The sequence below is a fragment of the Lentzea flaviverrucosa genome, from assembly GCF_003350445.1.
In the GTDB taxonomy this organism is placed as follows: Bacteria; Actinomycetota; Actinomycetes; order Mycobacteriales; family Pseudonocardiaceae; genus Lentzea; species Lentzea californiensis.
Genome location: NZ_QQAU01000001.1, coordinates 699,228 through 724,645 on the forward strand (window position 1 = coordinate 699,228; position 25,418 = coordinate 724,645).

Below are 25,418 nucleotides of genomic sequence, written 5' to 3' on the forward strand. Positions count from 1 at the left end.
ATCGCCGCCTCGGTCACACCGAACACGTTGCCCGGCACCGCGTTCGGCGCAATCTCGCGCACAGCGGCCGTCAGTGCGTCGTGCGTCCACATGTCGGTGCCGGAGATCACCAGGCGCAACGACTCGACCGGCCCGGCGACCCGGCAATGGGCCGCCAGGTCCCGCAGGAGCATGCCGGGAACGATCTCGGCGATCTCGATCCGGTGCTCCACCAACGTCGCGTGCAGCGACTCCACCGACACGTGCTCGTCGTGCGGCAGGAACACCACGCGCTGACCGAATGCCAAAGCCCGCGTCATGTCACCGATCGACACGTCGAACCCGGGCCCGGACATCGACAGCACCGGGCCAGGTCCGCCCAATGCGGCCAGCCCGTCACGCCAACCGGCCACATAGGACGAGAGTGCGGCATGCGTGACCGCGACGCCCTTGGGACGTCCCGTGGAACCCGACGTGTAAGCGATGTACGCCAACGAGTCCGGGTCGACCGGAGCGAGCTCGCCGACGACGGCCACGTCGTCCACCAGCAGCACTTCACCGGCGAACCCGGCCAGCTCGCCCGCCAGCGCCGCGGTCGTGACCGCCACGTCCGCACCGGCATCGGCCAGCAGGAACGCGAGACGTTCGGCGGGGAGCCCGGGGTTGATCGGCAGGTAGACGCCACCGGAGCGCAGCACGCCCTGGAACGCGACGGCCAGCTCAAGCCCACGCGGCACCAGCACGGCGACCGGCGACTCCACCGTCACACCAGCCTGCTGGAGCCGGACGGCGAGGCCGTCGGCGCGAGCGTTCAGCTCGGCGAACGTCAGCCGGTCCTCGCCGCACACCACGGCGACGGCGTCGGTGTCCGACCAGCTGTGGATCAGCTCGGGCACGGACGGCTCGGTGGCCGGGACCGGGGTCTCACCCCACGCCACCAGTTCCGCGGCCTGCTCCGGCCGCTGCAACGGCACGTCCGCGACGGCCAGCGAAGGCCGTTGCGCGACGGCGGTGAGCACGACCACCAGCTGGTCGAGGACGCGTTCGACCGTCACGGCGTCGAAGGCGGCCGTGGAGAACTCGGCCTCGATGCGCAGCGTGCGCTCCAGGTCGACCGCGAAGGTGAGCGGGTAGTTGCCCTGCTCCACCGAGTCGACGGAGGCGTAGCCGTCCGGGATCTCGGCGAGGTCGTCGGGCAGTTCCCGGTGCGGGTAGTTGCCGAACACCACGATGGAGTCGAACAACGCGCGGCCACCCGGGACGGCCGACCAGCGCTGCACGTCCACCAGCGGCGTGTACTCGAACCGCTGCACCGCGACCTGGTTGTCCTGCAGCTCCCGCAGCCACGACGTGAACGGCACGTCGGCGGGCACGACGGCCCGCACCGGCAGCGTGTTGATGAACAGGCCGACGATCGACTCCACACCGGCAAGATCAGCCGGCCGGCCGGACACGGTGAGCCCGAACAGCACGTCGTCCTCGCCGGACGACGCGGACAGGACCTTGGCCCACGCCGCCTGCACCACCGTCGACAGCGTCACGCGCTCGCGCCGAGCCAGCTCCACCAGCTTCGTGGTGACGCGCTCGTCCAGCATGGTCTTGCGGCGGTCCTGCGCGTAGTGGCTGGCCGCCAGCCGGTCCACCGGCAACGGCGTGGGCGCCTCGAACCCGTCCAGCGTCCTGCGCCAGAACGACTCCGACTCGTCCGGGTCACGCCGGTCCAGCCACGAGATGAACTCGCGGTACGACCGCACCGGAGCCAGCGGCGAGCCGTCGTAGGCCGCGAGCACCTCGTCCATGACGACGGGCAGGCTCCACCCGTCGCACAGACCCTGGTACAGCCCCCACACCAGCCACAACCGGCCCTCGCCGCGATCGACCAGGTAGAGCCGCATCAACGGCGGCGCGGCCAGGTCGAAGCCCAGCGCACGGTCCTCGGCCAGCAGCTCGCGCAGCCGTGCCTGCTGGGTGTTCCCGTCGAGATCCGACCAGTCACGCACCTGGAGCGGAACGTCCACATCGGACAGGACGACCTGCACGGGTTCGCTGACGCCTTCCCACACGAACCCGCTGCGCAGCGCGGCGTGCCGGGAGATCACCGAACGCCAGACACCGGCCAGCCGGTCGGCGTCGATCGGACCCGCGAGGTCGTAGACGCTCTGGCCCCAGTAGAGGCCGTCGACGGGAGAACCCGCGACACCGAACAACATGCCGGACTGCACGGGTGCCAGCCGGTAGACGTCCGCCACCGGATAACGCTCGGCGAGCCCGTCGAACTCGTCCTGCGTCAACGACGCCAACGGGAAGTCGGACGGGGTGAAGCCCGTGACACCCGTCCGGCAGTGCGCCACCAGTGCGCGCAACGCCTCGACGTAGTGGGCGGCGACCCGTTCCACGGTCTCGGGGCGGTGCAGGTTGGTGCTGTGCAGCCAGTCGATCCGCAGGCGGCCGTCGTCCGCGCGGACCACTTCGAGCTGCAACGGGTAGGCCCGCGTCCCGCCAGGTCCCTGCATGGGACCGGCCAGCTCGGCCGGGAGTTCGCGGCGGATCAGCCCCGCCGAGCCGACGGCGTCGAACGCACCGAGGTAGTTGAACAGCACCGGCCGGTCCGGTGCACCGGCCAGTTCTTCCTGTGCCCACCGCAGCACGCCGTAGCCGACACCGCGGCGCGGAACAGCCCGCAACTGCTCCTTGACGGCCTTCACCGTCTCGCCGACACCCTCGTACCGGCTCAGCCGCACGGGGAAGATCGACGTGAACCACCCGACGGTGCGCGACAGGTCCAGGTCTTCACGGCCGTGGCTCTCCAGGTCGACCGTGACGTGGCCGGTGCCCGCCCACTCCCCCAGGACGTTCGCCAGAGCGGCGAGCAGCAGGTCGTTGGCCTGCGTCCGGTAAGCCTTGTGCGCCTCGCCGAACAGCGCCGCGGTCGTGTCCGCGTCCAGCCAGGTGCTCACCACGGCGCTGGACGCCTCGGTGTTCGGTCCGTCGCCGTCGGCGGGGAGCGCGACCACGTCCGACGTCGCCGCCGCCCAGTGCTCCCGCTCGCCGCCGGCCTCCAGTTCCAGCAGGTGTTCTGCCCACTGCTGGAACGAGGTCGTCTTGGGCCCCAGCGCCTCCGAGCGGTACGCGGTGCCGAGGTCCTCCAGCAGGACGTTCCACGAGACGCCGTCCATCACCAGGTGGTGCACGGTCAAGCCGAGCCACGCGGGCTGGTCACCGCGGTCGAAGTAGACGGCGGCGAGCAGCGGGCCGTCCGCCAGTCGCAACGACTTCTGCGCCGCGGTCATCTCCTCGACCACTGCCTCGTCGCCGTCGACGACGCGCAGGAACCCACCGGTCTCGACCGGCGCGTTGTGCTGGCCGTCCGGACCGAACCGGATCCGCAGCGCGTCGTGGTGCGCGACGAGGACGTCGAGTGCCTGACCCAGCCGGACCGGGTCGGTGCCGGGCGCCAGCTCGAACACACCCGACCAGTTCCAGTGGTCCCGGTTCGGGATGTCCTGCGCCAGGAACCAGCGCTGGATCGGCGTCAACGGCACAGGCCCGGTGACAACGCCCTGCTCCGCGAGCGAGACCGCAGGTGCTTCCCGCACCACGAGCGCGAGCTCGGCCACGGTCTGGTGGGCGAACACGTCCGCCACGTCCACACCCAGATCAGCGGCACGAGTGCGCGCCACGATCTGCAGGCTCAGGATCGAGTCGCCGCCCAACTCGAAGAAGTTGTCGTGCACACCGACGCGCTCGACACCGAGCACGCCGCTCCACACCGCCGCGAGGGTCTCCTCGACAGCGGTCCGGGGCGCGACGTAGGTCTCGGCGGCCGTCTCCAGCTCCGGCTCGGGCAGACCACGCCGGTCCACCTTCCCGTTGGGCGTGATCGGCAACCTGTCCAACGCCACGAACACCGACGGCACGAGGTAGTCCGGCACCCGCTCCCGCAGCCACGCCCGGAGCACCGAGCTGCTGAACTCGCCCTCCGCGACGACGTAGGCGACCAGCCGCTTGCCGCCGTGAGGTCCGCCATCCCGTGCCACCACAACAACATCACGCACGTCCGGATGGTCACCGATGACGACCTCGACCTCACCCGGTTCGACCCGGTAACCGCGGATCTTCACCTGCTCGTCGACACGACCCAAGAACTCGATCGTCCCGTCCGCACGCCACCGAGCCCGGTCACCGGTGCGGTACAACCGCCCGCCGGGTCCGCCGAACACATCGGGAACGAACCGCTCCGAGGTCAGGTCCGGACGGCCCACGTACCCCTGGGCCACACCGGATCCACCGACCAGCAGCTCACCGGGAACCCCCACCGGTGCCGGCCGCATCCTGGCGTCCACCACGACGGCACGGGCACCGGCCAGCGGCGTGCCGATGGGCACGACCGCGGCGGGGTGGTCCTCGCCGACCGGGTGGAAGATCGAGTCGATCGCCGCCTCGGTCACCCCGAACACGTTGCCCGGCACCGCGTTCGGCGCCACCTCCGCCACGGCGGTCGTCAACGCGTCGTGCGTCCACATGTCGGTGCCGGAGATCACCAGGCGCAGCGACTTGACCGGCCCGGCCTCCCGGCAGTGAGCGGCCAGGTCGCGCAGCAGCATGCCCGGCACGATCTCCGCGACCTCGACCTCGTGGTCCACCAAGGTCTCGCGCAGCGACTCCACCGTCACGTGCGCGTCGTGCGGCAGGAACACCACCGTGCGGCCGAAAGCCAACGCACGCGTCATGTCACCGATGGACACGTCGAACCCCGGGCCCGACATCGACAGCACGGTGCCGGGACCGCCCAGATCGGCGAGCCCCTCCCGCCATCCCGCCACGTACGACGACAGCGCACCGTGAGACACCGCAACGCCCTTGGGCCGTCCGGTCGACCCTGACGTGTAGGCCACGTAGGCCAACGCGTCGGGATCGATGCGCACCGGCAGGGCGCCGAACCCCGGAGAGTCCTCGTCCAGCACCAGCACCTCGGCGAGCCCGGCCACCTCACCGGCCAGCGCCGGAGTCGTGACCGCGACCGCCGCACCGGCGTCGGCCAGCAGGAACGCCAGCCGCTCCGCGGGAATCCCCGGGTTGACCGGTACGTAGACGCCACCGGCGCGCAGCACGCCCTGGAAGGCGACGGCGAGGTCGATCCCGCGCGGCACCAGCACCGCGACCCGCGAGCCCACGGTCACTCCGGCGTTCTGAAGCCGGCCGGCCAGCGCGTCGGCCCGGAAACCCAGTTCGGCGAACGTCAGGCTCTCCGCACCGCAGACCACCGCGACCTCGGGCGAGATCCGCGCCCAGTCGTCGATCAGGTCCGGCACCGGCCGCTCGGTGGCGGGCTCGGGGGTCTCGCCCCACGCCACCAGCGCCGCCGCCTGCTCCGGCCGCTGCAGGGGCACGTCCTGCACGGCCAGGCCCGGCCGTTCGGTCACCGCCGTCAGCACGACGGTGAGCTGGTCGAGGATCCGTTCGACCGTCACCGCGTCGAACGCGGCGGTGGAGAACTCGGCCTCGATCTCGAGCTCGGCCTTCACGTCGACCGCGAAGGTGAGCGGGTAGTTGCCCTGCTCCACCGAGTCGAGCAATGGCGACAGCTCGAAGCCGGCGGCCCGGCTGCGGCCGCCGGGGTAGTTGCGCAGCACCACGATGCTGTCGAACAACGCGCGGCCACCGGGCACGGACGACCAGCGCTGCGCGTCGACGAGCGGCGTGTACTCGAACCGCTGCACCGCACCCTGGTTGTCGCGCAGCTCCCGCAGCCACGACGTGAACGGCACGTCCGCGGGCACGGGGACCCGCACCGGCAGCGTGTTGATGAACAGGCCCACGGTCGACTCGACCCCGGGCAGGTCGGCGGGGCGGCCCGACACGGTCAGGCCGAACACCACCTCGTCCTCACCCGAGGTGGCCGAAAGCACCTTGGCCCACGCGGCCTGCACGACCGCCGACAACGTCACGCGTTCCCGGCGGGCCAGGTCGACCAGCGCGGCGGTCACGGTCGCGTCGAGGTGCGTGCGCCGCCGGTCCTGCGCGTAGTGGCTGGTGGCCAACCGGTCCACCGGCAACGGCGTCGGCGCCTCGAAACCGTCCAGGTAGGACCGCCAGAAGCCCTCGGCCTCGCTCGGGTCGCGCCCGTCCAGCCAGGAGATGAACTCGCGGTACGACCGCACCGGAGCCGACGGCGAGCCGTCGTAGGCGGCCAGCACCTCGTCCATGACGACGGGCAGACTCCACCCGTCGCACAAGCCCTGATAGAGCCCCCAGACGAGCCAGTGCTGCCCGAGACCCCGCTCGACGAGGTACAGGCGCGTCAACGGCGGTGCGGCGAGGTCGAACCCCTGCGCGCGGTCCTGCTCCAGCAGCTCCCGCAACCGGGCCTGCTGGGTTTCCCCGTCGAGATCCGACCAGTCGCGCACCTGGAGCGGAACGTCCACATCGGACAGCACGACCTGCACCGGCTCGCTGACGCCCTCCCAGACGAACCCGCTGCGCAGCGCCGCCTGGCGCGCGATCACCGAGCCCCAGGCGCCGGCGAGCCGGTCCGCGTCGACGGTGCCGGTGAGCTCGTAGATCCCCTGACCCCAGTAGAGCCCGTCCTCCGCGGGGGCACCCACGACACCGAACAACATGCCCGACTGCACGGGTGCCAGCCGGTACACGTCCGCCAGGCCGGGGAACCGCGCCGCCAGCCGGTCGACCTCGGGCTGCGCCAGCGACGCCAGCGGGAAGTCGGACGGCGTGAGACCCGAGACGCCGGACCGGCAGTGCTCGACCACCGCCTCCAGCTCACGCTGATAGGCGCCGGCGAGCCGTTCGACGGTCGTGGCCTCGTGCAGCCCGGCGCTGTAGTGCCACTCGACCTGCAGGCGTCCGTCGGCGGTGCGGGTCACCTCGAGGTTCAGCACGTGGGACCGCGTGCCTTCGCCGGACGTCGCCGCGCCCCTCGACGCGGCGGGCAGTTCACGGCGCAGCAGATCGCCGGTGGCCGCGGCCGTTCCCAGGTAGTTGAACAGCACGGGGCGATCCGGCGCGCCGGCCAGTTCTCCGTGCAACCAGCGCAGCGCGCCGTAGCCGACACCTCGGCGCGGCACCGCCCTGAGCTGCTCCTTCACGGCTTTCACCGTCGTACCGAGATCCTCGTCCCGGCGCAGTTGCACGGGGAAGATCGACGTGAACCACCCGACGGTGCGCGACAGGTCGATCCCGTCGGCGATCGCCTCACGACCGTGGCTCTCCAGGTCGATGGTCAGCTCGTCGGTGCCCGCCCACGCACCGAGCGTGCGCACCAGCGCCGCCAGCAGCAGGTCGTTGCCCTGCGTGCGATAGGCCTTGTGCGCGTCGCCCAGCAACGCGGCGGTCGTCCCGGCGTCGAGCCACGTCGTGTGCACCCGTGCGGAACGTTCGTCGTTGAGCCCGTCGCCGTCGACCGGCAGCGCGACCACGCCGGACGTGGCCGCGGCCCAGTGGTCCCGTTCACCGCTGGGGTCGAACGTCCGGAGCTGCTCGGCCCACTGCTGGAACGAGGTCGTCTTCGGGCCCAGCGCCTCCGAGCGGTACGCGGTGCCGAGGTCCTCCAGCAGCACGTTCCACGAGACGCCGTCCATCACCACGTGGTGCACGACCAGGCCCAGCAACGCGGGCAGATCGCCGCGGTCGAAGAAGACCGCCGCCACCAGCGGGCCGTCGGCCAGCCGCAACGACTTCTGCGCCGCCGTCATCTCCGCGACCACGTCCGCGTCGCCGTCGACCACCCGAAGCAGGTCGGCGGCCTCGACTCCGGCGTTGTGCTGGCCGTCGGACGAGAACCGGAGGCGCAGCGCGTCGTGATGGGCGACCAGGGCGTCGAGTGCGCCGGCCAGCCGGTCGGGGTCGGTGCCCGGTGCGAGCTCGAACACGCCCGACCAGTTCCAGTGGTCCCGGTCGTCGATGTCCTGCGCCAGGAACCAGTGCTGGATCGGCGTCAACGGCACGGGTCCGGTGACCACGCCCTGCTCGGCCAGCGTCACCGCGGGGCTGTCGCGCACCGCCGCCGCCAACTCGGCGACGGTCTGGCGGGACAGCACGTCGGCCACACCGAGTCCCAGACCGGCGGCACGGGCACGCGCCACGATCTGCAGGCTCAGGATCGAGTCGCCGCCCAGCTCGAAGAAGTTGTCGTGCACACCAACGCGTTCCACACCCAGCACCTGCGACCACACCGCCGCCAGCGCGTCCTCTGTGGACGTCCGCGGTGCCTCGTACGCCTCGGCCGTCTCCGGCTCGGGGTCGGGCAGGCCTCGGCGGTCGACCTTGCCGTTCGGCGTGAGCGGCACCGAGTCCAGCGCCACGAACACCGAAGGCACGAGGTACTCCGGCACGCGCTCGCGCAACCACGACCGCAACGCCGAACCGCTGAACTCACCCTCCGCCACGACGTACGCCACCAGGCGCTTGCCACCGTGCGGACCGCCATCCCGTGCCACCACAACGACATCACGCACGGCCGGGTGGTCGCCGATGACGACCTCGACCTCACCGGGCTCGACCCGGTAACCACGGATCTTCACCTGCTCGTCGACCCGGCCAAGGAACTCGAGCACGCCGTCCGCACGCCACCGCGCCCGGTCACCGGTGCGGTACAACCGGCCGCCGGACCCACCGAACACGTCGGGCAGGAACCGTTCCGCGGTCAGGTCCGGCCGTCCCACGTAACCCCGCGCCAGACCGGCGCCCCCGACCAGCAGCTCACCCTCGACGCCCACCGGCACCGGCCGCAGCGACCCGTCCACGACGAAGACGCCGACACCGGCCAGCGGTCCGCCGATGGGGACCACCTCGCCCTCGTGCTCCGGCCGCTCCAGGACCGGGTGGAAGATCGAGTCGATCGCGGCCTCGGTCACGCCGAACACGTTGCCCGGCACGGCATTGGGCGCCACGGCCACGACGGCCGACACGAGTGCGTCGTACGTCCACATGTCCGTGCCGGAGATGACCAGCCGCAACGACTCGACCGGGCCCGCCTCCCGGCAGTGGGCGGCGAGGTCGCGCAGGAGCATGCCGGGCACGATCTCGGCGACCTCGACCTCGTGGTCGGCCAGCGTCCGGTGCAGGGACTCGACCGACACGACCTCGTCGTGCGGCAGGAACACCACCGTCTGCCCGAACGCCAGCGCCCGCGTCATGTCACCGATCGACACGTCGAAACCGGGGCCGGACATGGACAGCACGGTGCCGGCCCCGCCCAGCGGGATGAGCGCCTCGCGCCAGCCGGCCACGTACGACGACAGCGCGGCGTGCGTCACCGCCACGCCCTTGGGCCGCCCGGTCGAGCCGGACGTGTAAGCCACGTACGCCAGCGAACCGGGCTCGACGCGCACCGGCGCGCCTTCGGCGACCGGAGACTCCTCGCCGAACACCAGCACGGTGGCGAAGCCGCTCAGCTCACCGGCCAGCTCCGGCGTCGTCACGGCGGCGACCGCGCCGACGTCGGCCAGCAGGAACGCCAGCCGTTCCGCGGGCAGCCCGGGGTTGATCGGCACGTACACGCCACCGGAGCGCAGCACGCCCTGGAAGGCGACCGCCAGCTCGAGCCCGCGCGGCACCAGCACCGCGACCGGCGACTCCGCGGTCACCCCGGCCCGCTGGAGCCGGGCGGCGAGCGCGTCGGCCCGCTCCCCCAGCTCGCGGAAGGACAGCTGGTCCTGACCGCACACGACCGCGGACTGGTCGGGCCGGGTCTCGGCGTACCCCGCGATGAGGTCGGGAACGGTCGCGGCAACGTCCGGCGTCGCTCCGGATCCCCACCGCCGCGTGAGACCCGAATCCACAGTGGACGAAGGAAGTCCGCCGTCCACCGGCCCGCGGGCGAGCCGGTCGAGCACCTCCAGGAACCGCCGCTCGTGCAGCGCGAGTTCGGCGTCGGCGGCCACGCCGTCCTCGACGTCGACGTCGAGCCACGCCTGATCACCACGTGACCAGCCGTAGGTGGTGACGGTGAGGTCGCGAACGGGACCTACCGCGAGGTTGCGGGGCGCGTCGGCGTGCACCTCGGGACCGAAGCTGCGCGACCGGTTGAAGTCGACCACGTTGAGCGTGGGACCGAACCAGGCGCCGTTGCCGGTGACGCCGAGCCGCCGGGCCAGGTCTTCGCCCCGGTACCGCGACCTGGCGCCGATCTCGGCCAGCCGCGCGGTGGTGGCGCCGGTCAGCTGCCGGACGGTCATCTCGTCCGGCACGTGCAGGACCACGGGTGCGACGTTGGCGAGCAGGCCGGGGGTCGCGCGGGCCAGCGAACTGCGCCGGGCGGCCGTGGGGAGGCTGAACACCACGTCGTCGCGATCGGTCAGCTGCCGCTGGTAGGCGGCGAACGCCGCCACGAGGAAGTGCGGGACGCGCATGCCCAGTTCGGCACAGCGGTCGAGGACCGCGCCGCGCAAGGCCGCATCGACGGCGACCGTGCGCCGCCGTGACGGCCGCTGCCGGTCGGCACGCCGTTCGTCCTGCCTGTCCCGCACCGCGTCCGCGACCGAGTCCAGCCAGTACCGCTCGTCGTCCGCCCGGTCGGCGGACCGCTGGTAGGCCTCGTCCTCGGCCACGACGTCGGCCCACGAACCGAAGTAGCGCGGCCGGTGCTCCCCGGAGCAGATCTCGGCGACGCGTTGCGTGAGCAGGTTGAACGAGAAGATGTCGGTGACGAGGTGGTGCGCCCGGTGGTACCACCAGTACTCGGCGCCGGCGACGCGCAGCAGCGCCCAGCGCCAGAGGGGCGCCGTCCGGTGGTCGATCGGCCGGGCGCCGTCGGCGTGCATCCACGCCCGCGCCGCCTCCGCCGGATCGGCCTCACCGCGCAGGTCCACCACCGGCATGACGTCGCCGGGCAGCTCGCCGGCTAGCGCCTGCCAGGGCGCACCGTCCGCGTGCTCGCCGAAGTACAGCCGGTAGGCGTCGGTCTCCTGGGCCGCGACACGGGCGCCTGCCCGCAGCAGCTCCTCGTCGACGGGCCCGCGGAGCACGACGTACTGCGCGGGGTTGAACTCCGGGGTGTCGCCGAGCAACTCGGCCGACAGCCACATGTCCACCTGCGCCGCCGTCAGCGAGTACCGAACGCCGGGCGCGCGCCGCTCAACCACTGAACTGCTCCTCTTTGCTGATTGTCCCGGCACACCAGGACAGAGAGACCGCTGAAGTCACAGATACAGCGGGTGAAGGAGCCCCTTTTGAAGTCCGGGCTCGTGGACTGTCGCCGCGCACGCGGGTGCGGCGGATCAGGTCGCGTCTTCGGGAGTGCGCCGCGATATGCGGCTCACCGATGCCACACCCATGCGGGCAACGCGCTCGTCGGCGACCCATGCGTCAATTCTCGGACAACAGCCATGAAAACCCCCTTGCGTCATCCGCCCACACCACCGAACGCGAGAAGCGCAAGAAGCGCACGCGTATCAGCGGGTCGGCGAAAGCACCCCACCCCAAAGAAGCCCCCAGAGCCGCCGAAGCGACAACCGCAGATTAGCCAGGCCCAGGACCTGCATGAATCCGCCGAACAGCCCAATTCGAAAATAGAATAAACTTCATCAATGCGCTTATACGCCGATCGGCGGACCACTGCACGTTGTCACCTCGCGCACCCACTCAGACACACGCAGTGACTGAATGCTGTGCCACGCGTCACATACACCCCGAAAGCCCCAGCACTCAGCGGCGATTTGGTATTCACGCACGGATTCCCCCACCAGTTGAGACGGGCCGAAGACGAGCTTGCTGTCGTTTGTCTGCCATTCCCCCAATTTCGATGCCATTGCACAACGCTGTGTCCCGGCACGTGCTATAGACGCACGCCGGCCTATGACGGTTCCATCGGATTCAATCTTCTTCGTGTTTGATTCTGCACCAGAGGCGATTGCTGCCGATCGGAGCAATGTGCGGAGCTGATCATCGATAGCATCGCCGTCGCGGTGACCCCGTGGTCACCACGAGGGGAGCGATTCGGTGTTCACGATCGAGGGCGTGGCGGCGCGGACCGGCTTGGCCGTACCGCTGGCGCGACGCCCGGTGGCGGTGGTCGCGGTGCTGTACGCGGCCCTGGTGTTCCCGTTCGCCGGGAACTACGGACTCTCGGCAGACGAGCTCTACTTCCGGATGCTGGGCGACGATCCGCGCTGGGGATACTTCGACCAGCCACCGCTCGCACCGCTGCTGGCGAAGACCGGCGCGGTGCTGTTCGGCGACACGGCATGGGGCGTCCGGACGCCGGCCCTGCTGTGCGGCCTGGCCGTCGTCGTGCTCGCCGCGCTGATCACCGCGGAACTGGGCGGCGGGCCACGGGCACAGGTGCTCGCGGCGGCCACCTCCGGCACGTCGGTGACCGTGCTCGTCGTGGCCCACTTCCTGCTGACCAACAGCCCGGACCTCGTCGCCTGGAGCGCGGTGGCGCTGTTCGCGTTGCGGGCGCTACTGCGCGGGGACGGCCGGTGGTGGCTGGCCGCCGGTGCCACGTGCGGAGTGGCGACCTACGCCAAGTACGTCGTACTTCTGCTGCCGGTGACGCTGGTGCTGGCGCTGCTCGTGGTGGGGCCGCGCCAGGAGTTGCGCAGCCGGTGGCTGTGGGCAGGCGCCGGGCTGACCCTGCTGATCGGCGCGCCGAACGTCATCTACCAGGCGGTCAACGGCTGGCCGCAGCTCGTCATGGCGCGGACGCTGTCCGACGGCAACTGGACCGACGGGCTGATGTTCCCCCTCTACGTCGCGTTCCTCACGGGGCCGGCAGTGGCCCTCGTCCTGGTCACGGGCGTGGCAGGCCTGTTGCGGCGGCCGCGATGGCGACCGGCGCGGGCGCTGGGGGCGGCCTACCTCATCGGCACGGCGCTGGTGCTCGCCGTCGCGCCCAGCGGCATCGACTACACCGAGGGCTACCTGGTGCCGCTGGTCGCCGCGGGCTGGGTGATCGCGGACGAGTGGCTGACCCGCGGACGGTCGCGGTTGCCAGTGGCTGTCTCGGTGCTGTCGGTCTTCGCCGTGGTACAGGTGGCCGTGATCGTGCCGGTGCTGCCGGAGCGGATGTTCGCCCGGTTCCCGGCGACGAGTCTGACGACCGAGACCATCGGCTGGGAGCGGATAGCCCGGCAGACCGCCGACGCCTACGCCGCGCTGCCCGAAGGTGAACGGTCGCGCGCCGTGGTGCTGACGAAGAACTTCGGCGAGGCGGGCGCGCTGCACTGGATGCGCGACGACCATCCGCTCCCCCGGATCTACAGCGGGCACAACGAGCTCTACTTCCGCGGATCGCCGCCCGAGAGCGCGGACGTCGTGATCGCGGTGGGGGTGGGCGAGGACCTGCTGGCGCGGGACTTCCGCGAGTGCTCCGTGGCGGCGCGCATCGACAACGGGCACGGGCTCGCGACCATGGAACAGGGCCGAGCCATCTCGGTGTGCCGCGAGCCGCGGGCGCCGTGGGCCGAGCTGTGGCCCGGCTACCGGCTGATCGGTCCCTATTAGGGCCTGCAACAGCACGACAACGTCGCCACAACAGCGCGCCGGTACTTCTTCGGTTGGCAGTCCACAACCGATGGAGGACATGGTGAAAGCCACACTGGCAACGGCGCTGGCAGGCTTGCTGGCGGCCGCGGCGCTCATCGCTCCGGCCGTGAGCGCGACGCCGTTCCAACGCGACGTCTTCGTCCGGGACAACGTGAGCGACGTCGGCAACGAGCCGAGCACCGGCAGCATCTACTACAGCCCGGACATCAAGGTGTGCTCGACGCCGGTGCCGTGCGCGGTGTCCCAGAACCCCGTCGTGGGCGTGAACAACTACGTCTTCGTCACCTTGAGACGCAAGCCGGGCGGCATCGGCACCGTGGACGGCAACCTCCACCTGTACCGCAGCAACCTCGGCGGCGGCACGGCCTGGCCGGGCGGCTGGACCTTCATCGGCACCGCGGGCTCGACCGTGCCGGTCAGCGGCACCACGGTCATGATCACCTGGCCGGGCTGGAACGTGCCCGGCCCCGCGCACTTCTGCCTGCTCGCCCGGTGGGTGTCGAACGCCGACCCGATGACGTTCGCCGAGGGCAGCAACACCCAGCAGAACGCGCAGCGGAACAACAACATCGCGTGGCGCAACGTCGACTCCGTGCGGGTCCGCCCGTTCGAACCCGTCCGCGTGCCCTACACGATCGGCAACCCCGAGCGTGCCGACGCGCGGCAGAACCTGATCCTCGAGCAGCCGCGGCCGTTCGCCGGCGCGATCACGTTCGACCTCGGCCAGGAGCTCACGGCGCGGTGGAAGGCCGCCGGCGGCAGGGCGACCGGTGTGAAGCAGGTAGGCGAGACGCAGTTCCAGCTCGTCGACACCAAGGCGCGCTTCGACAACCTGACGCTCAAGGCGGACGAGCGCGTCCAGACCGCGCTGACGTTCGAGACCGACAAGGAGGCGGGACCGGCCGAGCTGCACGTGCGCCAGACCGACGCGCAGGGCACGGATCTCGGCGGAGCGCAATACCTCATCAACGAAAAGGACTGAGTATCAACCCCGGTGGGTCCGTCTCCGTTACTCGGAGACGGACCCACCGAAAGGGTTGTCAATGAGAACCATCATGGTGTTGTTGCTGCTTCTGCTCGGGATCGTGCCCGCGCACGGAGCAGCGGACTGCGAGCCGCCGGACTGCCCGGTCGTCGTGGACGCGATCGACGGGCCCGTGCACGAGTCGGCGGACTCGTACACGGCGGCGCTGCAACTGCGCAACGGCCCGGCACAGCAGAACGTCGAGGTGGCCTACCGGTTCGTCGACGGCACCGCGAAGCAGGGTGAGGACTACCAGGCCGTGCCACGCGGAACGGTCACCATCAAGGCGGGCCAGAGCCAGGCGGATGTGCCGTACGAGGTGTTGCGCGTGACGGGTGAGCAGAAGAAGTTCACCCTGGAGATCACGTCCGTGAAGCCGGGACAGGTCGGCAAGCGCGTCGCCGTGTTCACGATCGGCGGCAAGAGGTGAACAGCGTGACCGCCTGAGCCAGGTGCCGGGCAGCCTCGGTCCACCGCCCGCTCCGGCCCTCCAGGTCGGCGAACGTGCGGTGGGCCCGGGCCTGCTCGAACCCGTCCGGCGCCTGAACCCTGGCCTCCAGTGCGGCGGTCAGATGCTCACGGGCGGCGGCGAGGTCGCCGAGCGCGAGCTCGGCGTCGGCCAGGTCGCGCAGGGTCGACGCCTCGCGGTGCCCGTCGCCCAGCGCCCGGCACACCGCGAGCGCCGTGGTCAGGCATTCCCTTGCCGCACAGGCATCTCCGAGCGCGAGCTGGGTGACGCCGAGGCCGGTCAGCGCGTCCGCCTCGAAACGGTCGTCGGTGATCTCACGGCTGATCCGCAGCGCGTCGCCGAAGTAGCGCAGCGCCGGTTGGAGATCGGCGAGCCGGTGGAAGGCGTTGCCCAGCGACATCAGCGTCGCCGCCTCCAGCCGGAGGTTCTCCTTGGCGCGGAACGTCTCCAGTGCCGCGAACAACGGCTCGGCGGCCAGTTCCGGCCGGCCCATCCGGACGTAGGTGTAGCCGAGGTTGCGCCGCGCCAGCGCCACGCCCACCTCGTCGCCCGCGGCCCCGTGCACGTCCATCGCCGCGCGGTAGGAGTCCAGCGCGAGGTCGAACTCGCGCAGTTCGGAGTGCGCGTTGGCGATGTTGTTGTGCAGCCTTGCTTCCCCGCGGAGATCGCCCGCCTCGCGCACCAGGGCAAGCGCTTGCCGTTGCACCACCATGGCCTCGGCGATGCGCGAGGTCATCTGCAACGCGATGCCCTGTCCCCGCAGCATCTCCGCCTCGGCCCGCTGGTCGCCGAGCGCGCGGGCGGCCGTCACGGCGTGCTCGCACTGCTCGACCCGCGCCGCCCAGTTGCCCCGTGCCTCGAAGTAGGCGGTCAGCAGGTACGCCAGCTGCCAGGTCTCGCGGTGCAGTCCCGAACGCGCGGCCAGCCGGATCATGTGCAGCATGTTGTCGCGCTCGGCGTCGAGGCAGGCGAGCACCTCGACCCGGTCGCCGGTGAACGGCAGGTCGTCGCAGCGCGGCCGCGTCACCAGGTCGTGGCGCGGGTTGAGGACCTCCCCCGCGGCGTGGGCGATCGTGAGGTACCGGTCGAGCAGGCGCTCCACCCCGTCGCCGAGGTCGCCGCTCTGCCGGGCGAACAGCCGGATCAGGTCGTGCAGCGCGTACCGGCCGTTGCCCACCTCGCCGACGAGGTGCGAGGCGACGAGCTCGTCGAGCCCCGGGCCCATCGCGTCGGCGAGGTCGGCGGGGAAGCTCGCGCCGGGGTGTTCGCCCAGCACCCGGAACAACCGCGCGGCCTGGGGGCTCAGCGTGCGGTGCGCGCTGGCGAACACGGTGCGGACCGTGCGGTCGTCGCCGTCGACCGACAGCACGTCCAGCGGGTCGTTGCGGGTCAGCTCGCGCACGAGGTCGGCGATCCTCCTGCCCGGCCGGATCGCGAGCCGTGCGGCGGCGATGCGCAGCGCGAGCGGCAGCCGTCCACAGTGGACCACCAGGTCCGCGGTCGCGCCGGGCTCGGCGTGCACCCGCGACGCGCCGAGGATGTCGGCGAACAGGTCGTGCGCCTCGGGTTCGCTCAGCAGGCCGAGGCTGATGGTGTGCACGGCGTGGTGCGTGCCGAGGGCCGAGAGCGTGTCGCGGCTCGTGATCAGCAGCAGGTTCCCCTGGTCGCCGGGAACGAGTGGCAGCACGTCCCGCGCGCGGCGGACGTCGTCGAGCAGGATGAGCACTCTCTTGCCGTGCAACAAGCTCCGGTACGTCGCGGACGGGTCGGCGGGCACCCGGTCCGCCGGGACGCCGAGGCTGTGCAGCATCTCGGTCAGCGCCTGGGCCGGGGTGAGGCGTTGCAGGTCGAGGAACACCTGCCCGTCCGGGAAGCGGTCGGCGACACGGCGTGCCCACTCGACGGCGAACGTGGTCTTGCCGACCCCGGCGACACCGGAGACGACGACGATCGGCGGGAGGCCGCAAAGGGAGGCGAACTCGGCGGCGCGGCCGGTGAAGTGGCCCGCCCTGGCGGGCAGCTGGGCGGGTCTCGCGCTGTGCAGCGACGGATCGCGGCGGAGGATGGCGGTGTGCAGGGCGGTGATGTCCGGACCGGGGTCGGCGCCGAGGTCGTCGGCGAGCCGGTGTCTGAGTCTTCGGAACACCTCCAGCGCGTCGGCGTGCCGTCCACCGAGGTGCAACGCCCGCATCAGCAGCCCGACGAGCCGTTCCCGCGTGGGCTGGCCGGCCACGAGCCGTTCCAGCTCCTCGATCGCGTTCTGCCGGTCGAGCCGCTCGCCCCAGTACGTCTCCAGCGCGGCGATCCGCTGGTCCCGCAACCGGTCGACCTCCGCCCGGCCCCAGCCGAACAGCTCCGTGCCCGCCAGCGGCTCGCCCCGCCACAGGCTGAGGTCCCTGGTCCGTTCGAACGTCACCGCGTCGACGGACGCGTCGAGCTGGTAGCCGCCGGGCTTGGTCATCAGCGCGCCGGGCAGGCCGCAGTCCGCGAGCGCCTGCCGCAGCCGTGCGACATGGCTGTGCAACGACCGAACGGCCGTGCGCGGCGGATCCTCGCCCCACAGCACGTCCACGAGGCGGTCGACGGGAACCGGTGTGCCCGCGCGCAGGGCCAGCACCGCGACGATGCTGCGCTGCCGGGCCCCGGTCAGCACCGCGAGGCCGCGCGGGCCGCACACCTCGACCGGCCCGAGAATCCTTACCTCGCCACCTGTTCCCAGCACATCGCGTTACGCTAGCTGCCCGCAACGCGCTGGTGGCAGCGCTGATCGTGGGACAGGACCGGCAGTTCGCCGCTGCTCAGCGGAGCAGCTCCGCGAGGTGGACCACGTCGTCGCGAGCCCACGTCCGCCGCGCTCCGCCGTGCAGGACGACCCGTGCGTCGTCGTCCAGAGCCACCTCGACCACCTGGCCGATCGGGCCTATCGAGCCGTGCAGCCGGATGGTGTCACCCGGCTCCAGCTCGTCCGCGCGGCACGTGTCGACGTTGCGGGCCGTCGAGGCCGGCCGCAGTCGTGTGGTGAAGAGCCACCACGAGACGCCGGAGATCACCGGGATCGTCAACGTCAGGACACCCGCGGCCACCGGGAACTCGGTCACCAGCGCGGCCGCTCCGACCAGCGCCCACAGCAGTCCCGCCACCGCGGCCAGCAGCACCGAGCTCACGGGGTGGTCGCCGACCTGCAGCCAGCCCGTCGTGCGCACCCAGCCCTCGGCGGTCAGTCCGCGCGGCCGTCCGCCGTCCACCCGCGTGGGCGCCGAGTCGGCCTCCACCGGTTCGGCGAACAGGTCGACGTGGTCCTCAGTCCGCACGCTGCCACCTCAGCTGTCCCCTGGGTCCGCGGGTGCAGACGATCTCGGTCCCCTTCGGCGACGTCCTGCGCGTCCCTTCGAGGAGACACCGCTTGCCCTCGAACCTGGCGAGCCATTCGTCGTCGCCGGGTTCCTCGGTGGTCGTGGGAGGCGGCTGCGGCGCGGGTTCCTCGACCGTCGTGGTGGGCACCGGCGGTGGTGTCGTCGTGGTGGTCGCCGGAACCGGCGTGGTGGTGGACGAGGTCTGCGGTGTGCTGGACGGCGTCGCCAGGGCGTCGTCGCGGTAGCCGGTGCACCCGCCCGCCCACAGGCCGCGGCGTTGCAGGCGCGCGGCCGACTCGACCGGTCCGAGCTCCCCGCGCGCCGCCACGTCCGCGGACGCCGTGCCCTCGTCCACGACGGTCCGCGCGTAGTCCGTCCCGTCCGGCAGTTCCACGTCGACCAGGAGCCGGTCGGTGCCGGTGTCGCCGTCCTTCTTGACGGTGAGCCGCACCTTCTTGCCGCGCAACAGGTTCTCCGCGACAGCCAGGGACTGCGACTGCCAGCAGGGCGCCGCGCTCACCCCGGCGACACGGGCGCCGAAGGCCCGCCCGGTGTCGGGTTCCACACCCTCGAACAGGTCCACCCCGGACACCGCGCGGACGGTCACCTCGAAGGAGTCGCCCCTGTGCACGGCCACACCGGGTCCGCCGCGGTCCGCCGGGCCCGCGGCGCCGCTGAAACCGGCCGCACCGGTGACGGCGAGCGCCCCGAGGACACCGGTGCACGCGATCGCGAGCCTCGTTCGCTGGCCGCTGCGCCACCAGAAGCGGCGGACGATCCCCGGACTGGTCGTCGGGGGCTCGGAGGCGTTCGGCAAGGGCGCTCCCGGCTCGTTCCGTCGTTGTCCCGGGGAAGTGTTGTCGCAGGTAGCACGGTCGTCAAGGACGAAAACGGTTCAATCGGATCGCTATGCAATCCTTCACAGAACGCCCGTTGTGATCGCATCCGCACACAGCGCGACGCGTCGTAGGGTGCACGTCGGCAGAAATTTTCCGTTATCGCCGGCCGCCGGGGACATCTCCTGGTCAGACGACCCCGGACTGGCAAGTGAGGTGGGAATGGCGATGACCGAGGACCCCGGCGTCGCGACGGTGACGGCCGCGCGGGACGGCGACCAGCGAGCGCTCGACGACCTGGTGAGCGGGTACCTGCCCCTCGTCTACAACATCGTCGGGCACGCGCTCGGCGGTCACCCGGACACCGACGACGTGGTGCAGGAGACCATGCTGCGCGCGGTGCACGGCCTGCCGGGGCTGCGCGATCCCGCCGGGTTCCGGTCGTGGCTCGTCGTGATCGCGATGAACCAGATCCGGCTGCGGCACCGCGACCACCAGCGCCTGCCGATCACCGGCCCGGTGCCGGAGGACGTGGCCGATCCCGGCGCGGACTTCGTCGACCTCACGATCATGCGCCTGCAGCTCTCCGGGCAGCGCCGCGAGGTCGTCACGGCCACGCGGTGGCTCAGCGAGGACGAACGCGAGCTGCTGTCGCTGTGGTGGCTGGAGGCGGCCGGACGGCTGACCCGCGCGGAGGTCGCCACCGCGCTGGAACTGACCCCGCAGCACACCGCCGTGCGCGTGCAACGGGTCAAGGCCCAGCTCGACGCCGCACGGATCGTCGTGCGGACGCTGGAGCGCACGCCGCGCTGCCCGGAACTGGCTCACATCGTCGCCGAGTGGGACGGCGTGGCCAGTCCGTTGTGGCGCAAGCGGATCGCCCGGCACAGCCGGGACTGCGCGCGGTGCGAACGCTGCGGCCGCGACCTCGCGTCCGTCGAAGGGCTGCTCGCGCGGCTGCCCCTGGTGCCGCTGCCCGCCGCGCTCGGGTTCGACCCGGCCACGCTCACCGGTTCGCACGTGGCGATCACCCAGGTCACCTCCGCTCCCGCCACGGGCGGCAAGGCCGGCCTGTTCCTGAAGGGCGCGCTGGTGAAGCCCATCGCGGCCGCCGCGGCCGCGGTGGTGGCCGCGGGCATCGTGATCGCCGTGCTGCCCTCCCGCGAGGAGCCGGTCGCCCGCGCGATCCCGGTCGCCGAAAGCACGACGTCCCCGCCCTCCACCACCTCTGCTTCCTCCGTTCCCCCGTCATCTGCGCCGCCGACGACGACCCCCACCTCCGCCAAGCCCGTGCCGCCGCCCGCGGTCCCCGTGACGGCGTCGGTGAAGAAGGGCGTGAGCACCTGGAACTTCGACGGTGTCGGCAAGGCGCTGACCGACGTCCGGGCGGGGTGGTACTACAACTGGGCCGTGCACCCCGACGGCGTCCCCACGCCGCCGAACGTCGAGTTCGTGCCGATGATCTGGGGCACGAAGTTCACCGACGACGCGACGCTGGCCAGGGCGAAGGCGAACGGCAAGGTGCTGCTCGGCTTCAACGAGCCGGACTTCCCCGACCAGGCGAACATGACCCCGGAACAGGCGCTCGACCTGTGGCCGAAGCTGGCCGCCACCGGCCTGCGCCTCGGCAGCCCGGCCGTCGCGCACAGCGGTGACAAGGCGGGCGGCTGGCTCGACCGGTTCATGACCGGCGCGGCCCAGCGAGGCCTGCGCGTCGACTTCATCGCGGTGCACTGGTACGGCTCGGACTTCAGCGACGCGGCCGTCGGCCACCTGAAGAACTACCTCGCCGCGGTGCACGCGCGGTACGGCAAACCGATCTGGCTGACCGAGTACGCGCTGATCGACTTCTCCGGCGGCACGGCCCGCTTCCCGACCCAGGCACAGCTCGCTGCCTTCGCGCGCGGCTCCAGCGCGATGATGGAGGGCCTCCCGTACGTCGAGCGCTACGCCTGGTTCGCGCTGCCCGCGGACAAGCCCGGCACCGGCCTCTACACCCCCGGCGGCACCCCGAACGAGGCCGGTGAGGCGTACCGCGCCGCGGGCTGATCGGCCGTCGTCGAGAATCACGGCGTGTCCACCGCGACGAACACCCGCCTCCTGGTCACCACCGGGAGCGCCGGGCCCGCGATCACCGACCTGGTGATCCCCGCACTGCTGCTGCGCACCCCAGGCGCGCCGTGGCAGCAGCTCGTCCACATCTACGTGCCGGCCGGTCCCACCGTCGCCTTCAGCGGCAGGGACCTCCGCTCGCCCGGCATCGCCGAGGCCACCGCACTGGCCCGCGCGGCGGGCTTCGAGCCGGTGGTCAGGTCGCCGGGCGGGCGGATGGTCGCCTACGACAGCGGTGCCGTCGTGATCGACCACCTCGACAGCACCACGGACATCCGCCACGCGGGCAGCGCGACCTTCGCCGCGAACGCCGGGAGCCACGTCCGGGTGCTGCGCGGACTCGGCGACGTCGACGCCCGCGTCGGCGAGGTGCAGGGCGAGTACTGCCCCGGCGAGTACAGCATCAACGTCGGGGGCGTCACGAAGGTCGTGGGTTCCGCACAACGCGTCACCTCCACCGGTTCCCTGTTCAGCACAGTGGTCCAGGTCGCCGTCTCGGACCGGGTGCGCGCCGTGATCACGGACGTGTCGCGCGCACTCGGCTACGACCTGCGGCGGAGTTCCATCGCCGGTCTCGCCGACTACGCACCGGCCCTGACCTCCGCCGAGGTGGCCGCGGCGTTCGTCGCCGACTACCGCGACCGGCTCGACATGACCGACGGACAGCTGCCTCCCGCGGTGGTCGCGCACGCGTCCCGGGCCGGTGGTGGTTCGCCGTTCCACGTCGACGACTGGACGCGGGCGAACCCGCTGCCGGACAGGTAGGGCCCAAAGGCCCGTTTTCGCCACCGATACGTCGGGTATGTACGAATCCGTGACTGTCGATTCAGCAGAGTTACTCGCCGAGGGCTACACCGCGGAATTCCCGGACAACGACGAACCGATCCTCCTGGACGCCAACGGCGACGAGGTGCTCACCTGGCAGGAGAACTACCCGTTCACCGAACGGATGCCCCGCGCCGAGTACGACCACCTCAAGCGGCTGCTGCAGATCGAGTTGCTCAAGCTCCAGCACTGGGTGGCCGAGACGGGGCAACGTCTCGTCATCCTCTTCGAGGGCCGCGACGCCGCCGGCAAGGGCGGCACGATCAAGCGGTTCACCGAACACCTCGACCCGCGGGGCACGCGCACGGTCGCGCTCGACAAGCCGAGCGAGCGCGAGCAGGGCGAGTGGTACTTCCAGCGCTACGTCCGCGAGCTCCCGACCGCGGGTGAGATCGTGCTGTTCGACCGGTCCTGGTACAACCGCGCGGTCGTCGAGCACGTGATGGGGTACTGCACCCAGGCCGAGTACGACCTGTTCATGCGGCAGGCGCCGGTGTTCGAGGAGATGCTCGTCGAGGACGGCGTGCTGCTCGTGAAGTTCTGGTTCTCCGTGTCGCGCAAGGAACAGCGGACCCGGTTCGTCATCCGGCAGATCGACCCGGTGCGCCAGTGGAAGCTCAGTCCCAACGACATCAGGTCACTGGACCACTGGGACGACTACACCGAGGCGAAGGTCGCGATGCTCCGTTCCACGGACACGGAGATCGCGCCGTGGACGGTGGTCAAGAGCAACGACAAGAAGCGGGCCCGCATCGAGGCCATGCGCAGCGTTCTGGCCCGTTTCGACTACCACGACAAGGACTGGGACGTCGTCGGCACTCCGGACGTGCGCATCGTCGGCGCCGCGGCCACGTTGCTGGAGGAAGGCGAGGACGACACGGCCCTCAGCCCCACTCCCATCGCGCCCGGCACGGAACCAGGCCCTGGACTACACCCCTGACGCTAGGCCGGAGTCAGTGCGTCCATCACGGACGACCGCACGCCGAGCACGCTCATCAGTTCCAGTGCCTGCAACGGCCGCAGCACCGCGGCGGTGTTCGCGACGACCACGAGCGCGCTGCCCCGGCGCAGGCACAGGTCCTGGTGTTCGAGCAGCAGACCGATGCCCTGGGCGCCGAGGAAGCCAACGCCGCTCAGGTCGGCGACGACCGGCGCGGGCGGGGTGACCGATCTCATCGCCTCACCGAGGCGTTCTGCGAGGTCGGGGGCGGTGGTGAAGTCGATTTCGCCGGCGACGTGCACGAGGACGGCGGGGCCTACGGTCTCGAATGCGGTGCGGAAGGGGACTTGACCGTCGGTGAGCACGTGGCAACCTCCAGTTATGACAGCGCGCATGGCCGTCCAACGGGCTGGCTGCTCAACCCACACCGACGGTAGCGCAGTCCAGGTGTGCACGCGGTTCGGAGGTCTTCCGGGAGCGGCCGAATGCCAGGTTCCCCGGGATGAACGCCTCAAAGCGGGCGTAGCATCGGTCCTTGTGACCGGTTTCTTCCACGAGACCGCCTTCTACGGCACTGACGACGACTTCCTCGCGCACGCCGTGCCGTTCCTCGAGGACGGCCTGCGCGGCGGTGAGCCGTGCGTTGTGGCGTGCTCCGAGCAGAACACCGCTCTGCTGCGCGGCGCGCTGGACCGCACCGGCGTGATCTTCCGGCCGGGCGCCGACCAGTACTCCCGGCCGTCCGAAGCCATCGCGAGCTACCGCGACCTCTTCCGCGAGCACACGTCCGACGGCGCACAGCAGATGCGCGTGGTCGGCGACGTCCCGCACCCCGGCACGGGCGCGCGCTGGGACTGGTGGGCGCGTTACGAGGCCGCGGCGAACCAGGCGTACGCCGAGTTCCCGGTGTGGGGCCTGTGCCCGTACGACACCAGGACGACGCCCGCCGACGTGCTGGCCGACGTGGTGAGGACGCACCCGAACATCGCCACCACGCCCGGTACGCACGAGGCGAACGCCGGCTACCGCGAGGGTCTGGCCGCGTCGCCGCAGCTCCCGGACGTGCTCGAGGAGGGGGTTCCGCTGCTCGAACTCCTCGACCCGGCCGCCAGTGCGGTCCGTGAGGCCGTGGGCAACGCGATCGAGGGGCTGGACCTGGACGAGGACGCCGCGCACGACGCCGTCTACGCGGCCAGCGAGATCGTCACGAACGGCCTGACGCACGGCATCGCGCCGGTCCGCTTCCGGCTGTGGGCGGGCGGCTCACGCGTGGTGCTCGCGGTGACCGACCACGGGCACGGCCCGTCCGATCCGATGGCGGGCCTGGTGCCGACGACCGAGACCCGCTCGGCCGGACTCGGGCTGTGGATCCTGCACCGCACGTGCGACTACGTGTCCATGGGCCGCGACGCCGACGGGTTCACCGTGCGGGTCAGCGTCGGCGGCCAGACGTAGGGCAGGTTGTCCGGCACGCTCGGGAAGAACCTGCGGTAGTGGGCGGGATCCTTGCGCACCAGCGCGGACTGGTGGCTGAGGTGCACCTCGGGGTCGCCCAGCCAGGTGGGGAGCTCGTCCGCGGCGGCCAGTTCGTCCTGGGTGCGCACGACGACGACCCCACTGGCGCGGGCCAGGTCCGACCGCATCGTCGCCTCGCAGGTGTCCCGGAACCCCTGCGAGCGCCACTCCGCGCAGATCTCCACGCCGTACCGGACCAGCGCTTCCTCGTACCCCGCCCACATCTTCACAGCCGGGTGGTGGCGCCAGCCGTGGCCGGGCACCACCAGCGCGCGCTGGATCTGGAGCGTCTCGACCCTCTGCTTGCCCAGACGGCGGTGGTCCAGCACGCGGGCCGTGGCGACGAAGTCGGGGAACGGCAGGAAGGTCTGCATGACGTCAGAGCACGTACTTCGCCGCTTCGGCAGCGCGTTCGCCGTCGACGTGCACCTCGTACCGGCGTGCCTGCAGGGTCATGGTGCTCGCGAAGTCACGGCGTCCGCGCGTGCTCCAGTGCGCCACGAACCCGAAGACCGCTCCCCAGAACGCACCGACCGCGAGGCTGATGAACACGAACCAGGCCCAGGTCTGACCGGCGGTGAACAGCCCGAAGAGCACGCCGATGAACACACCGAACCAGGCGCCGCTGGCCGCGCCCGTCACCGCGGCGCGGCCTCGCGTCATGCGTCCGGTCACCTGCTCGACCGTCCGGACACCGTCGCCGATGATCCGCACGCTCTCGACCGGGAACCCGTCGTCGGACATGCGGTCCACGAGGCGCTGGGCGCCGAGGTAGTCCGGGAAGGTCGCCAGCAGGGACGACTCCCGGGGCACTTCCGTCTGGGTCACTTCGTGCTTGATGTCCACGACTCCCGGTTACCCG

Annotated in this window: 14 protein-coding genes (1 of these 14 only partly in view); 7 read left to right on the plus strand and 7 right to left on the minus strand. The window is 71.4% G+C overall.

The window, feature by feature from the left end:
* Positions 1–11,078, minus strand: partial view of a non-ribosomal peptide synthase/polyketide synthase gene (locus DFR72_RS03280; protein WP_114773586.1) — the 5' end (the start) only. Its footprint begins 19,813 nt before the window's first position; only the first 11,078 of its 30,891 coding nucleotides appear in the window; its start codon is at positions 11,076–11,078; its stop codon lies off the left edge, out of view.
* A gap of 856 nt (positions 11,079–11,934) precedes the next feature.
* Between DFR72_RS03280 and DFR72_RS03285 the strand changes: the two genes are divergently transcribed.
* The 3 genes from DFR72_RS03285 (at position 11,935) to DFR72_RS03295 (ending at position 14,936) form a co-directional block, all read left to right on the plus strand.
* Positions 11,935–13,440, plus strand: coding sequence for a glycosyltransferase family 39 protein (locus DFR72_RS03285; protein WP_090064102.1), 1,506 nt, complete (start codon positions 11,935–11,937; stop codon positions 13,438–13,440).
* 82 nt (positions 13,441–13,522) lie between these two features.
* Positions 13,523–14,464 (plus strand): hypothetical protein, encoded by a 942-nt coding sequence (locus tag DFR72_RS03290; protein WP_143086654.1) that lies wholly within the window; start codon positions 13,523–13,525, stop codon positions 14,462–14,464.
* A gap of 61 nt (positions 14,465–14,525) precedes the next feature.
* Entirely contained in the window at positions 14,526–14,936 is a 411-nt protein-coding gene (locus DFR72_RS03295) for a Calx-beta domain-containing protein (RefSeq protein WP_090064100.1), read from the plus strand.
* Here the strand turns inward: DFR72_RS03295 and DFR72_RS03300 are convergent.
* The 3 genes from DFR72_RS03300 to DFR72_RS03310 all read right to left on the minus strand — a co-directional run bounded on the left by DFR72_RS03300 (position 14,914) and on the right by DFR72_RS03310 (position 19,145).
* Complete coding sequence (locus DFR72_RS03300) at positions 14,914–17,697, minus strand: AfsR/SARP family transcriptional regulator (RefSeq protein ID WP_245982476.1); 2,784 nt, start codon at positions 17,695–17,697, stop codon at positions 14,914–14,916. The genes DFR72_RS03295 and DFR72_RS03300 overlap by 23 nt on opposite strands.
* A 76-nt stretch (positions 17,698–17,773) precedes the next feature.
* Entirely contained in the window at positions 17,774–18,286 is a 513-nt protein-coding gene (locus tag DFR72_RS03305; RefSeq protein WP_090064099.1) for a hypothetical protein, read from the minus strand.
* Positions 18,276–19,145: a thermonuclease family protein gene (locus DFR72_RS03310; RefSeq protein WP_090064098.1), complete on the minus strand. Its 870-nt coding sequence runs from the start codon at positions 19,143–19,145 to the stop codon at positions 18,276–18,278. Before DFR72_RS03310 ends, DFR72_RS03305 begins: the two co-directional genes overlap by 11 nt.
* Positions 19,146–19,392: 247 nt before the next feature.
* Here DFR72_RS03310 and DFR72_RS03315 point away from each other — a divergent pair, with 247 nt between their 5' ends.
* From DFR72_RS03315 to ppk2, 3 genes are read left to right on the plus strand one after another with little or no spacing between them, the layout of a single operon-like run.
* Entirely contained in the window at positions 19,393–21,213 is a 1,821-nt protein-coding gene (locus DFR72_RS03315) for a sigma-70 family RNA polymerase sigma factor (protein WP_090064546.1), read from the plus strand.
* Between the two features lie 24 nt (positions 21,214–21,237).
* A complete protein-coding gene (locus tag DFR72_RS03320) occupies positions 21,238–22,041 on the plus strand; it encodes a lipoyl protein ligase domain-containing protein (protein ID WP_090064097.1) in 804 nt (267 codons plus the stop codon).
* Between the two features lie 49 nt (positions 22,042–22,090).
* Positions 22,091–23,041, plus strand: coding sequence for a polyphosphate kinase 2 (ppk2, locus tag DFR72_RS03325; protein WP_342768629.1), 951 nt, complete (start codon positions 22,091–22,093; stop codon positions 23,039–23,041).
* 2 nt (positions 23,042–23,043) lie between these two features.
* Here the strand turns inward: ppk2 and DFR72_RS03330 are convergent, their stop codons facing one another.
* Positions 23,044–23,406: an STAS domain-containing protein gene (locus tag DFR72_RS03330; RefSeq protein WP_170176103.1), complete on the minus strand. Its 363-nt coding sequence runs from the start codon at positions 23,404–23,406 to the stop codon at positions 23,044–23,046.
* 172 nt (positions 23,407–23,578) lie between these two features.
* Here DFR72_RS03330 and DFR72_RS03335 point away from each other — a divergent pair, with 172 nt between their 5' ends.
* Positions 23,579–24,496: a sensor histidine kinase gene (locus DFR72_RS03335; RefSeq protein ID WP_211335279.1), complete on the plus strand. Its 918-nt coding sequence runs from the start codon at positions 23,579–23,581 to the stop codon at positions 24,494–24,496.
* On the opposite strand, the gene DFR72_RS03340 is transcribed toward DFR72_RS03335, so the two are convergent.
* Both DFR72_RS03340 and DFR72_RS03345 read right to left on the minus strand, forming a co-directional pair.
* Positions 24,430–24,930, minus strand: a complete 501-nt coding sequence (locus DFR72_RS03340) for an MSMEG_6728 family protein (RefSeq protein WP_090064093.1) — start codon at positions 24,928–24,930, stop codon at positions 24,430–24,432. The two genes, DFR72_RS03335 and DFR72_RS03340, sit on opposite strands and share 67 nt — an antisense overlap.
* Positions 24,931–24,934: 4 nt before the next feature.
* The gene (locus tag DFR72_RS03345; RefSeq protein ID WP_245982478.1) at positions 24,935–25,384 is read right to left on the minus strand and encodes a YflT domain-containing protein; all 450 of its coding nucleotides are present in this window, start codon (positions 25,382–25,384) and stop codon (positions 24,935–24,937) included.
* Positions 25,385–25,418: the final 34 nt, after the last annotated feature.

What these genes read in the sequence shown, in the direction of transcription:
- DFR72_RS03295 (WP_090064100.1), top strand. Translation starts at nt 14,526, where the DNA reads ATGAGAACCATCATGGTGTTGTTGCTGCTTCTGCTCGGGATCGTGCCC.
- DFR72_RS03315 (WP_090064546.1), top strand. Translation starts at nt 19,393, where the DNA reads ATGACCGAGGACCCCGGCGTCGCGACGGTGACGGCCGCGCGGGACGGC.
- DFR72_RS03340 (WP_090064093.1), bottom strand. Translation starts at nt 24,930, where the DNA reads ATGCAGACCTTCCTGCCGTTCCCCGACTTCGTCGCCACGGCCCGCGTG.